Origin of the sequence: Streptomyces sp. NPDC002779 (genome assembly GCF_042888685.1) — a bacterium.
Taxonomy (GTDB): domain Bacteria; phylum Actinomycetota; class Actinomycetes; order Streptomycetales; family Streptomycetaceae; genus Streptomyces.
The window spans coordinates 21,654-33,792 of the sequence record NZ_JBIAQC010000010.1 but is presented as its reverse complement, the minus strand read 5'-3'; the positions used below and the strand labels follow the sequence as shown (position 1 = coordinate 33,792).

Genomic DNA, 12,139 nt, shown 5'->3' with positions numbered 1-12,139 from the left:
TCCTCGTCCCTGCGCCGCTCACTTCTTGCGCTTCTTGAGGGCGGACGGCTTGTGGACGGCGGAGCGCCCTGACTTGTCGCTGCGCACTTCGTACTGCGGCTCCTCGGACGAGGCGTCGACGGTGCGGCCGGCGGCCTCGGTCCGCTCGGTGATCTTCTTCTCGACCTTGCCGGTCGTCTCGCTGCCGTGGCTGCTCCAGGAGACCTTGTCGCCCTTGCGCAGGTTGTCGTCCCGGCGGTTGTCCTTGGCCATGTCGATGCCCCTCGTGGTCGCGGTCCGTCCCGGCGGTTCCGGCCAGGTGCCGGGGCGACAGTCGTCCGCCCCTGTCGCGAAACGGGCTCTCGCCCCGGCTCGGGGGGGCTCGGGGCGAGAGCCCTGTCCCTCCCGCGTAAGACTCTTCTCCGCGGAGGCCGCCCGCGGATGCAGCCGCGGAAGAAGACGAGTTCCGCAGGCTCGGCCTAGCGGCGCAGGTCCCGCAGTACCTCGCGGGCGGCCCGTGCCCCCGAGGCCAGCGCGCCCTGGACCGAGCCGGTCGCCCGGTGGTCGCCGCACACGTAACGGCCGGGACCCACCCGGCTGGTCCGGCTCAGCGGCTGCGGCGGCGCCATGGCGGGCAGCGCGTCCTCGACCGTGCGGACCGTCAGCAGCTGCCAGGCGTCCGTACCCGTCCCGTACGCCTCGCCGACGGCCTCGCGCACCTGGCTCTCCCTGCCCTCGACGTCATGGCCGAGGACCGAGGTGGCGATCAGCGCGTGGCCCGCCGGGGCGTACTCGGGGACGACGTCGCTGAGGACGCAGGTGTTGAGGAACCGGCGCCGGGTGTCCACGAGCAGGGTCGGCTCGCCCAGCGGGGAGTGCGGGGCGACGTGGAAGTACGTCGTCACGACCCGGTAGGCGGGGAGGCCGACGCCGGGCAGCAGCGCGGCGACCGTTCCGGGTCCGCTCGCCACCACCACGGCCCGTGCGGGCAACTCGCGGCCGCCCGCCGTCAGCACCCCTGCGCCGGTCAGCCGCTCCACGGGCGTGTCGAGCCGTACGGTGCCGGTGGGCAGGGCGGCGGCCAGGGCGCGCGGGACGGCTCCGACGCCGTGCGCGGGCAGGCACAGCGTGCCGCGCAGCATGCTCCGCCACACCAGGTGGAAGACCCGGCCGGAGGTGACCAGTTCGTCCTCCAGGAACACGCCCGACAGGAACGGCCGGAAGAAGCGCTGCACCAGGTCGTCGGAGATACCGGCCTGCGCGAGGGCCGTACGGGTGGTGGTGTCCGCGGTCCGCTTCAGGCGGCGCGCCGGGGCCAGCATGTCGCGGGCGCAGAGCACCCCGAGGGCGGCCAGGTCGCGGGGGCCGGCCAGCCGCCCCGGCAGCAGATCCGGCAGGGTGCGCGGGCGCCGGGTGGGATCGCTGAAGCGCAGCCTGCCCTCCGGGCCGTGCACGAGCACGCCGGGGGTGAAGGGCCGCAGTCCGAGGTCCTTCAGCACCAGCCGGCGCCGGACCTGAGGGTAGGAGGTGTTGAACACCTGGAAGCCGCGGTCCACGACGAACCCCTCGACGCGGTCGGAGCGCATGCGTCCGCCGACCTCGTCCGAGGCCTCCAGCACCTGGACGCCGAGACCGGCCTCCAGCAGGTCGCGGGCGCAGGCGAGGCCGGCGACACCGGCCCCCACCACCAGCACGTCCGTCGCCTTCTCTGCCGCGCCCACATGACCACCTCTCCCGCGTCGACCCCGTTGGCACTTCGCCGTGTTCCCCGCCCCCGGATGCACCAACGCGGCCCGGGGGGCCGGTCAGCCGTCGCCCGCCTGCGCCTGCCTGCGGGAGGGGGCCATCGCCCAGCGGATCCCCCCGGTCAGGGCGGTGCCGAGCGGGCGCACGCACAGGCCCTCGGCGACCGGGACGCGGGGCAGCCGGAGCGCTCGGGAGGCCCAACCGGGCAGCAGGGTCACGGCGTTGGCGGCCAGCACCGCGTACGGCAGGCGGGCAGCCCAGGGGATCGGCGGCCGCAGCAGCAGATAGCGCGCCGTGTCCCGGGCCTCGGGCGTGGCGCGCAGCTCGGCACGGTAGGCGGCCAGCCGCCGCTCGAGTCCGGCGCGGTCCGTGGGCGGATCGGGGACGCCGAGCGCCGTGGCGATGCGGGCCATGTCCGCCACGTATCCGTCGCAGCCCGCGTCGTCCAGCGGGCGGGCGCCGTACCGCTGGTGGGCGCGCAGGAAGCAGTCGACCTCGGCGATGTGCACCCAGCACAGCAGGTGGGGGTCGGAGGCGCGGTAGGACCGGCCGTCGGCGGCCGTGCCGCGCACGGTGTCGTGCACGGCCCGGACCCGGTCGCAGGCCTCCTGTGCGCTGTCGGCGGGGCCGTACGTCGTGACGGCGAGGAAGGTGCTCGTCCGTTGCAGCCGACCCCAGGGGTCGCCCCGGAAGCCGGAGTGCCCGGCGACGGCGGCCATGGCCAGCGGGTGCAGCGACTGAAGGAGCAGTGCGGCCAGTCCGCCGGTGAACATCGAGGCGTCCCCGTGCACGCGGCGGACGGGCCGGTCGGGGCCGAACCAGCGCGGTCCGGGCGTGCCGTGGATGTGCGCGCGGTTGGCCGGCCCCTCGGGCCCTGCCACCCGGGAGAAGATCGCCTCGCCCGTACGGTCGCGTATGCGGTCGAGTTCGGCCGGCAGCCTCATGGTCTCGGTGCCTCCTTCCCCCCGGCGCCGCGAAGACGCCCACGGGGTACGGGTATCCCCTTTGCGGGCCGCTCACCCGGCGGGGCGGGCCGGGATCTCGCCGGATCAGCGTCCCGCCAGGCCGGCCAGTCCGCGCAGCAGGGCGCCGCGACCGCGGTCGGGCACCGTCCACAGCGTCTGCCCCCGCACCCCCCACCGTTCCAGCAGGGCGTTGGCGGCAAGGAAACCGGTCGTCGCCGCGCGCTCCATCAACGCCACGGGCAGGTCGGTGCGCACCACGTCCCCGGCCACCACGAGTGCGGGGTCCGGGGTGCGGACGGTGGGGCGGTCGGCGTAGCCGCCCACGGGGAACAGCGGGCAGTCCGCGCGCCACTCGTGGCGGGCGTCGACGACGGTGGCCGTGCGGGATTCCGGGCAGATGTGGTGCAGCTGCTCCACGAGCCGCTTCTGCTCGACCTCGCGCGAGGCGTCCGGCGGCAGGGCGTAGGCGTGCAGCTCCACGACGGAGCCTCCGGTGCGGGAGGACCAGCGCGCCGCCTCGTCCTCCCAGCGGTCCAGCACGCTGATGTTGTCCAGGGTGCCGAATCCACTGGTGCCCAGGAAGCCCGGCCGGTCATGGGCGAGGGGCCGGTCCAGCCAGAGCCTGCTGACCAGGAAGGGCGGGGCGGTGCGCAGACGTGCGACGCGCTCGCGCCACGGCGGGTCGCCCAGGTGGGGCGAACGGGCGACCAGGGAGCGCAGGCCGGAGGCGTCCAGGGCGAGCACGACACCGTCGTACCACCGCTCCTGACCGCCTGCGGCGACCTCGAAGCCGCCTCCCCGGGCGGGCCCGACGTGCTCCACCGGCGTGGCGGCGCGCACCTCGGTGCCGTGCCGCCGCAGGTACCGGGTGAGCGGATCCCACAGGGCCGTGGGGAAGGGATCGCGGGGAACGTCGAAGAGCAGGCCCTCGGCGGAGCCGAGGAAGTAGATGTGGAACATCAGCGCCATCTCGGCGGCCGACAGCTGCCGGGGGTCGGCGAAGAAGCTCCGGGAGAACACCTCGAACGCCAGATGGCGGGCGTCCTCCGGGAAGCGGACGGCGTCCAGGAAGTCGTGCGCGCTGATGGCGTCGAGGCGGTCGTAGACGTCGGGCACGCGCACGTCGAGCAGCGGCAGCGCGGCGACGGCGTCCATGGCGCGCAGGTCCCGCAGCCGGAAGGAGCGGCTGAGGGCGGCGAAGCCGAGCGCGCTCCACGGCGGGGTGCGCGGCACATGCCGGAAGCTGTCGCGCAGCCCGTTGGCGTGCAGGAGCGGATAGTCGGGCAGGCCGGTCAGCCGCGACAGGCCGGGGTCGGTACGACGCAGCAGTCCGCGCAGGTTGTAGTACTGGCGGAAGAAGGCGTGGAAGCCGCGGCTCATCGTCACCGTGCTGCCGTCCCGCAGCCGGGTGAACCAGCCGCCGACCCGGCCACCGAGGTAGGGCTCGCGCTCGTAGAGGGTGACGGCCACGCCTCGTTCGGCCAGCGCGGTCGCGGCCGCCAGCCCCGCGATCCCGCCGCCGATCACGGCGACCGTGGGCCGCCCGTCGGCCTGCCGGGCTCCCGGGGGCGCGATCAGGACCCGGGCGCGGCGGTCCCGGCCGCGGCGGGCGGCGGGCGGGGCGCCGCTCATCGGCCCGTCTCCCCTCGCCCGGCCACGAAGGTGTGGGTGATGCCCGTCTGCCAGCCCGGCAGCGGCAGGGCGCGGACCCGCTCGAAGCCGGCCGCGCGGATCCGCTCGGCGAACCGGCCGGCGGTGTCGAACTCCACGACGCTGCGCCACAGGTGCCGGTACAGCGGCCCGTCGCCCAGCGCGGTCGCCGCGGGCTGGACGATGCCGCGGCACACCAGGGTCCACACCGCCCGGTCGGCACGGCGCCCGCTGAGGGAGTACTCGTGCACGCCGAGGCGCCCGCCCGGCCGCAGCAGATCGCGGACGGTGGCGAGCACGGCGTCGGGGTCGGCGACGTTGCGGAAGAGGTAGGCGGCGAACACCGCGTCGAACGGTCCCGTCACCCCCGCCTCGGCCAGGCCCTCGGCCGGTGCGTGCACCAGGGTCACGCCGTCCGCCCAGGGCTTCGCGGCGGCACGGGCCAGCATGCCGGAGGAGGCGTCCACGGCCGTGATGTCGGCGGCGGGCAGCACGGACCTGAGGGCGGCCGTGGAGGCGCCGGTCCCGCAACCCAGGTCCAGCAGGCGCAGTCCTTCCCCGCGTCCGGGCAGCCCTAGCCGGCGCACGGAGCGCCGCAGGTGCGCGTGGTAGCCGGGGTTGGCGGCGACCAGGGCGTCGTAACTGCGGGACGCGTGGTCGAAGGCGACGGCGAGGTCTTCGTCGCGCAGCAGGGTCATACGGACTCCAGGGGCCGGGAGCGGGGCCCGGTCGGTCGGCGGGGGGCGGGCCGGCCGGCGTGGCCGGGGTGCGCGTGCGCACCTGCCCCTGCTTCCGGTGCCGTGGCATCGGCGGATGCGGTCGGCTGTCACCGATTCGTCCACGGGCCTGGTCGTGCCATCTCGCGAGCCGCACTCCTGGTCGCGACCTCGGCAGCGCCGGTGCCCGGCAGAAGCTGTGACGAGACGTCGGGGCGGGGCTGTCACGCCGTCAGCAGGGCCGGGCGGTCCGGGGTGAGGGCCGGGTCACCCCTGGCCCGTGTCCCGTCGCAGCAGGACCAGTTCCCGGTTCAGCTCGGCCAGGAAGCGGACGACCACCGCCAGTTCGTCGGGGGTGAAGCGGCCGCGTGCCGTGTCGGTGCTCCGGGCCAGCGGCCGGAAGTAGTCCCGGGCCAGGCTCTTGCCCCCGGCCGCGTAGTGCAGGTGCACCACGCGGCGGTCGTCGACGGCACGGACGCGCCGGACGTGACCGGCCCGCTCCAGCCGGTCGACGCATGCGGTCATCGCGCCGGAGGTGAGGTTGAGCTGCCGGCGCAGCCGGCCCGGAGTCATCGGCCCGTCGTCGGGGTCGGCGTCCAGGATCGCGATCAGCGCCTGGACGTCGGTGAGATGCAGCCCGTGGGCCTGGGCGAACTCCTGGGCGATGCGGTTGAACTCGCCGTTCATCCGGCGCAGCAAAACGGCGAAGGACTGCAACCCCGTGGGGTCGTCCGCGGGAAGAGACGGCGAGGGCATGCCGGGGGCGCTCATACCCCCAGCATAAAGTAACTTGATCGTTGAGATACTTTGTCATCGACACATTCCGCTACTGCTTTGGGACGCTCATGAACATCGCACCGCGCCGGGCCCGGTGGCTGGTACCCCTGGTCCTGTTGCTCGTCTGGCTGGGCGTCGGCGGCACGCTCGGCCCCTACGCGGGCAAGCTGGGCGAGGTGGCCACGAACGACCAGGCCGCGTTCCTGCCGCGGAGCGCCGAGTCCACCCAGGTGCTCGAAACCCGGGAGGCGTTCGACCAGTCCGAGACCCTGCCCGCCATCGTGGTCTGGACGGCGGGCGGGGAACGGGTCGGCCAGGAGCAGCAGAAGGCCGCCACCCGGGCCGTCGGCGCGCTCGCCGGACAGCCCGGCCTCGTGGGCGGGCCCTCGCCCGCGATCCGCTCCGAGGACGGCCGGGCGTTGCAGGCCGTCGTCCAGCTGGAACCCGACCTGGGCGAGGAACTGCCGACCGCCCTGGACCGGATCCGCCGGGCGGCGGAGGGGGTGCCGGGGACCTCGGCGCAGATCGCCGGACCGGCGGCGAGCCAGGCCGATCTGTCGGACGCGTTCGCCGGCATCGACGGCCTGCTGCTGGGCGTGGCGCTCGGCGCCGTGCTGCTGATCCTGCTGCTCGTCTACCGCAGCGTCCTGCTGCCCTTCCTGATCATCCTCGGCTCCGTGTTCGCCCTGGGGCTCGCCTGTGCCGTCGTCTACGCGCTGGCGCAGCGGGACGTGGTCCGGGTCGACGGCCAGGTGCAGGGCATCCTGTCGATCCTGGTGATCGGCGCCGCCACCGACTACGCCCTGCTGCTGGCCGCGCGCTTCCGTGAGGAACTCGCCACGAGCGGGGACCGGGCCTCGGCCGCGGTCGCCGCCGTGCGCCGCTCCTTCGGCGCGATCACCGCCAGCGCCGCCACGGTGGCCCTCGGGCTGCTCGCCCTGCTGGCCAGCGACCTCACGAACAACCGCGCGCTCGGACCGGTCGGCGCCATCGGCATCCTGTGCGCCGTGCTGTCCACGCTCACCTTCCTGCCCGCCGTGCTGGCCCTGCTGGGCCGGGTCGCGTACTGGCCGTCCCGGCCCAAGCCGTCGCAGGCGTCGGCGCAGGGCAGCGGCGTGTGGCGGCGGATCGCCGCGACGGTGGACCGCCGGCCCCGGCGGACCTGGATGGTGACCGCCCTCGTGCTGGCCGGCTTCGCCTGCTTCTCCCCCGCCCTGTCCTCCAAGGGCGTCCCCCTGGACGAGATCTTCGTGAACGACGCGCCGTCGGTCGCCGCCCAGGCCACGCTCGGCGAGCACTTCCCCGGCGGGTCGGGCAACCCCGCCGTGATCATCGCCGACGCCGACCGCGGTGACGCGGTGACCGCCGCCGCGAGCAGGACCGAGGGCGTGGCCTCGGCCGGTGCCGTGTCCGCCTCCGGGCGGCCCGGCGCGGGAGAACCCCTCGTCGTCGACGGCCGGGTCCGCATCGACGCCACCCTCGAGGCCGCGGCGGACAGTGACGCCGCCAAGGAGACGGTCCAGCGGCTGCGCGACAGCGTGCACGCGGTCCCCGGCGCCGACGCGCTGGTCGGCGGGTACACGGCACAGCAGTACGACACCCAGCAGACCGCCGCCCGGGACCGCACGGTCATCGTGCCCGTGGTGCTGGCCATCATCCTGCTGATCCTGATGCTGCTGCTGCGCTCCCTGCTCGTACCGGTCCTGCTGGTCGCGACGGTCGCCCTCAACTTCCTGGCCACGCTCGGGGTTTCGGCGCTCGTCTTCGAGCACCTCCTCGGGTTCAGCGGCACGGACGCCTCGGTGCCGCTGTACGGCTTCGTGTTCCTGGTGGCGCTCGGCGTGGACTACAACATCTTCCTCATGTCCCGGGTCCGGGAGGAGGCGCTCACCCACGGCAGCAGACAGGGCGTGCTGCGCGGGCTGACCACGACCGGCGGAGTGATCACCTCGGCCGGCGTGGTGCTCGCCGCGACCTTCGCGGCCCTGATGGTCATCCCGCTGGCGTTCCTGGTGCAGATCGCGTTCATCGTCGCCTTCGGCGTGCTGCTGGACACCCTCGTGGTCCGGTCGCTGCTGGTGCCCGCGCTGGTGATCGACATCGGGCCCAAGGCGTGGTGGCCGAGCGCACTGGCCCGCCGAAGTGCCGGGCCCGAGTCCCCGGCGACACCACCGGCCTAGCGGCCCGGCCGCCGACATGCCGCGGGCCCGGTCCGCGTCTAGCGTGGACCGGGCCCTGTGCCGCGGCCAGAAGGAACCCCGATGCCGGTTGCCCGCAGTCCCCTGTACGCACGTACCGCCGTCGTGACTGGAGCGGCGCGCGGCCTCGGCGAGGGCCTGGCCCGGGAGCTGTCCCGCCGGGGCGCCCGAGTCGCTCTGCTCGGCCGGGAGGAACGGACGCTGGCCGAGGTCCGCGACACCCTCCCGGGCGAGTCCGCGTGCTGGGAGGTCGACGTCACCGACGCGGACGGCATGTTCCGCGTCGCCGCCGAGATCCGCGCCCGGTTCGGACCCCCGTCGGTCGTGGTCGCCAACGCCGGAGTGGCCGAGGGCGGCCCGTTCGCCGAGGCCGACCTCGCGGTCTGGCGCCGGGTGATCGAGGTCAACCTCGTCGGCAGCGCCGTCACCGCGCGCGCCTTCCTGGCGGACCTGCTCGCCGTCCGCGGCTACTTCCTCCAGGTCGCCTCCCTGGCGTCCCTCGGCACCGCGCCGATGATGAGCGCCTACTGCGCCTCCAAGGCCGGGGTCGAGTCCTTCGCCCACGCGCTGCGCGCCGAAGTCGCCCACCGCCAGGTGGGCGTGGGGATCGCCTACATCAACTGGACCGACACCGACATGGTCCGCGACGCCGACGAGTACGCCGTACTGCGGGAGCTGCGCGGCCACATGCCGGCACCGGCACGCAAGGTCTATCCCGTGGCGTACGTGGCGGACCGGCTCGTCACGGCCGTGGAACGCCGGCGCCCGTCCGTGTACGTGCCCGGCTGGCTGCGCGCGATGCAGCTGGTGCGCGGGGCGGTGCCGCCGGTCGTCACGATGCTGTCGCGCCGGGAACTGCCCCGCCTGGCCGCCGCCGAACCGTTCACCGCCACCGGCCTGCTCGGCGCCGGCGGCCGCGCCGACCAGACGGGCGGACCGGCCGCCCCCGTCCCGTGACCGGGCGGTACGGCCCCACTCGCGCATCCGCCGGCGGCGCTGCGTGCGAAGTGTCCGTGGGCGGACGGACCCGCGGGTACCGGGCGGACCGCCCACCGCGCCACACCCTGGAGGAACGCCCATGAGCACGGACGGACAGCGCGGCGCACAGCGGCTGCACTGCCTGGTGACCGGGGCGACCGGCTACATCGGCGGACGGCTGGTGCCGGAACTGCTGGACGCCGGTCACCGGGTGCGGTGCCTGGCCCGCTCCCCCGGCAAACTCCGCGACCACCCCTGGGCGGGGGACGCCGAGACGGTCCAGGGCGATGTCACCGACGCGCAGTCGGTCGCCGCCGCGATGCGCGGGATCGACGTCGCGTACTACCTGGTGCACGCCCTGGGCAGCGGTACGGGCTTCGAGGAGACCGACCGCCGGGCGGCCCGCGTCTTCGCCGAGCAGGCCCACGCCGCCGGGGTGCGGCGGATCGTCTACCTCGGCGGGCTCACGCCCGAAGGCGTCCCCGAAGAATCGCTCTCGCCGCATCTGCGGTCCCGGGCCGAGGTGGGCCGCATCTTCCTCGAGGCGCCGGTGCCGGCCGCCGTGCTGCGTGCCGCGGTCGTCATCGGGTCGGGGTCGGCCTCCTTCGAAATGCTGCGCTACCTCACCGAACGCCTGCCCGTCATGGTCACCCCCAGCTGGGTGCACACCCGCACCCAGCCCATCGGCGTCCGCGACGTCCTGCGCTACCTCGTCGGCTGCGCCACGCTGCCCGACAACGTGGACCGGGCGTTCGACATCGGCGGGCCCGACGTGCTCACCTACCGGGAGATGATGCGCCGTTACGCCGCCGTCGCCGGACTGCGGCCACGCCTCATCGTGCCCGTCCCGGTGCTGACCCCCCGGCTGTCCAGCCACTGGGTCGGCCTGGTCACCCCGGTGCCCGCCGCCATCGCCCGGCCGCTGACCGAGTCGTTGCGGCACGAAGTGGTCTGCCGCGAACACGACATCGCCCGGTACGTGCCCGACCTGCCGGGCCGGCCGCTGCCCTTCGACGAGGCCCTGTCCCTGGCGCTGCGCCGGGTCCGGGAGGCGCAGGTCGTCACCCGCTGGTCCTCCGCCGCCGTCCCGGGAGCCCCGAGCGACCCGCTGCCCACCGACCCGGACTGGGCCGGCGGCAGCCTCTACCAGGACGAACGGCAGCTCGACGTCGAGGCGCCCCGGGAGGCGCTGTGGAAGGTGATCGAGGGCATCGGCGGGGACAACGGCTGGTACTCCTTCCCGCTCGCCTGGGCGGTCCGCGGCTGGCTGGACCGGTTCGTCGGCGGGGTCGGCCTGCGCCGCGGCCGCCGCGACGCCGAACGCCTGCGGGTGGGCGACTCGCTGGACTTCTGGCGGGTCGAGGAGATCGAGCCCGGCCGACTGCTGCGGCTGCGCGCGGAGATGCGGCTGCCGGGCCTGGCGTGGCTGGAGATGTACGCGGAGACGGACGCCGACGGCGGCACCCGCTACCGGCAGCGCGCGCTCTTCCACCCCCGCGGTCTGCTGGGCCACGCCTACTGGTGGTCCGTCTCGCCCTTCCACGCGGTCGTCTTCGGCGGCATGGCCCGCAACATCACCCAGGCCGCCGCCAAGGGCATGAGCGCGCGCGGGCCCTCGCACGCCACCCGCATCCGGTTGCCGCGCCGCGACCGAAGAGTGCGGCAGTAGGGCTGTCAGCACACCATCGGGAGTGTCACATGACCGTCGCGGTCGTCCTGTTCACCTCGGATCTGCGTCTGCACGACCATCCGCCGCTGCGGGCCGCCCTGAAGGCGGCGGACGAGGTGGTGCCGTTGTTCGTCCGCGACAGCGCGATCCACGCGACCGGCTTCGACGCTCCCAACCGTGCGGCCTTCCTCGCCGACTGCCTGGCCGACCTCGACGGCTCGCTGCGCCGGTGCGGCGGACGGCTCGTCGTGCGCTCGGGCCCGGTCGTCCGTGAGGTCGTGGCGGTCGCCGCCGAGTGCGGGGCGACCGAGGTGCACCTGGCCGCCGGGGTCACGGGTTACGCCCATCGGCGCGAGGAGCGCCTGCGGGAGGCCCTGCACGGTCGAGGGGTGCGGCTGCGCGTGCACGACGCCGTCGTCACGGCCGTCGCCCCCGGCGCGCTGACCCCGGTCGGCTCCGGCCACTACGCCGTCTTCACCCCGTACTTCCGGCGGTGGTCGCAGGAGCCGCTGCGGGAGGTTCTCGCCGCGCCGCGCACCCTTCGCGTCCCCGACGCGGCGCGCGGCGAGCCGCTGCCCGGCCGGGACGGGCTGTCCGGCCTCTCCCCCGGCCTCGCCGTCGGGGGTGAGCTGCGCGGTCGGGACAGCTTCTCCCGGTGGGCCGGGAGGGACATGGCCGAGTACGAGCACCAGCACGACGACCTGGCGGGCGACGCGACCTCACGGCTGTCGCCCTACCTGCACTTCGGTGCCCTCTCACCGGTGGAACTCGTCCAGCGGGCCCGCGCGCGCGGCGGACCGGGCGCGGCGGCCTTCGTACGGCAGCTGTGCTGGCGCGACTTCCACTACCAGGTCCTCGCGGCCCGGCCCGACGCGTCCGTCCAGGACTACCGCACCCGGCACGACCGGTGGCGGTCCGGGGACGAGGCGGCCGAGGACATCGCCGCGTGGCGGGAGGGCCGTACCGGCTATCCGGTCGTCGACGCGGCCATGCGCCAGCTGCGCCACGAGGGGTGGATGCACAACCGGGCCCGCCTGCTGGCGGCGAGCTTCCTCACCAAGACGCTGTACGTCGACTGGCGGATCGGCGCCCGGCACTTCCTGGATTTGCTGGTGGACGGCGACCTGGTCAACAACCAGCTCAACTGGCAGTGGGTCGCCGGAACCGGCACCGACACCCGTCCCCACCGCGTCCTCAACCCGGTCGTCCAGGGCAAGCGCTTCGACCCGCAAGGGGAGTACGTACGTCGCTGGGTGCCGCAACTGGAGCACGTCAAAGGCGCCCAGGTCCATGAACCGTGGCTGCTGCCCGAGGAGGAGCGGGTCGGCTACCCCGAGCCGCTGATCGGCCTCGGGGACGGGCTCGCGCGCTTCAAGAGGGCACGTGGACGCGACTGACGGAGGAACCCCCGTGCGCCGGCCGGCACAGCCCCGGCCGCCGACGGCCGTGGATCACTGCATC

At 74.8% G+C, this 12,139-nt stretch carries 10 protein-coding genes; 4 read left to right on the top strand and 6 right to left on the bottom strand.

Going from position 1 to position 12,139, the window contains the following annotated elements; all coding sequences use genetic code 11:
* Nucleotides 1-18: 18 nt before the first annotated feature.
* From ACFYW5_RS26395 to ACFYW5_RS26370, 6 genes are all read right to left on the bottom strand, one after another.
* A complete protein-coding gene (locus tag ACFYW5_RS26395) occupies nt 19-252 on the bottom strand; it encodes a DUF2945 domain-containing protein (protein WP_389419566.1) in 234 nt (77 codons plus the stop codon).
* Between the two features lie 206 nt (nt 253-458).
* Entirely contained in the window at nt 459-1,700 is a 1,242-nt protein-coding gene (locus ACFYW5_RS26390; RefSeq protein WP_389419565.1) for an NAD(P)/FAD-dependent oxidoreductase, read from the bottom strand.
* A gap of 84 nt (nt 1,701-1,784) precedes the next feature.
* A complete protein-coding gene (locus ACFYW5_RS26385; protein ID WP_389419564.1) occupies nt 1,785-2,669 on the bottom strand; it encodes an oxygenase MpaB family protein in 885 nt (294 codons plus the stop codon).
* 105 nt (nt 2,670-2,774) lie between these two features.
* Entirely contained in the window at nt 2,775-4,322 is a 1,548-nt protein-coding gene (locus tag ACFYW5_RS26380) for an FAD-dependent oxidoreductase (protein WP_389419563.1), read from the bottom strand.
* The gene (locus tag ACFYW5_RS26375) at nt 4,319-5,038 is read right to left on the bottom strand and encodes a class I SAM-dependent methyltransferase (RefSeq protein WP_389419562.1); all 720 of its coding nucleotides are present in this window, start codon (nt 5,036-5,038) and stop codon (nt 4,319-4,321) included. The genes ACFYW5_RS26380 and ACFYW5_RS26375 overlap by 4 nt, the downstream gene beginning before the upstream one ends.
* A 285-nt stretch (nt 5,039-5,323) precedes the next feature.
* On the bottom strand, nt 5,324-5,827 hold the full coding sequence (locus tag ACFYW5_RS26370; RefSeq protein WP_389419561.1) for a MarR family winged helix-turn-helix transcriptional regulator: 504 nt from the start codon (nt 5,825-5,827) through the stop codon (nt 5,324-5,326).
* 74 nt (nt 5,828-5,901) lie between these two features.
* Here ACFYW5_RS26370 and ACFYW5_RS26365 point away from each other — a divergent pair, with 74 nt between their 5' ends.
* From ACFYW5_RS26365 to ACFYW5_RS26350, 4 genes are all read left to right on the top strand, one after another.
* Nucleotides 5,902-8,013, top strand: a complete 2,112-nt coding sequence (locus ACFYW5_RS26365; protein ID WP_389419560.1) for an MMPL family transporter — start codon at nt 5,902-5,904, stop codon at nt 8,011-8,013.
* Between the two features lie 81 nt (nt 8,014-8,094).
* Nucleotides 8,095-8,988 carry an SDR family oxidoreductase gene (locus tag ACFYW5_RS26360; RefSeq protein WP_389419559.1) on the top strand — a complete coding sequence of 298 codons (894 nt, stop codon included), beginning with the start codon at nt 8,095-8,097 and terminating at the stop codon, nt 8,986-8,988.
* Between the two features lie 121 nt (nt 8,989-9,109).
* Nucleotides 9,110-10,678 carry an SDR family oxidoreductase gene (locus tag ACFYW5_RS26355; RefSeq protein ID WP_389419558.1) on the top strand — a complete coding sequence of 523 codons (1,569 nt, stop codon included), beginning with the start codon at nt 9,110-9,112 and terminating at the stop codon, nt 10,676-10,678.
* 29 nt (nt 10,679-10,707) lie between these two features.
* Nucleotides 10,708-12,075: a cryptochrome/photolyase family protein gene (locus tag ACFYW5_RS26350; protein ID WP_389419557.1), complete on the top strand. Its 1,368-nt coding sequence runs from the start codon at nt 10,708-10,710 to the stop codon at nt 12,073-12,075.
* The last annotated feature ends 64 nt before the right edge of the window (nt 12,076-12,139 follow it).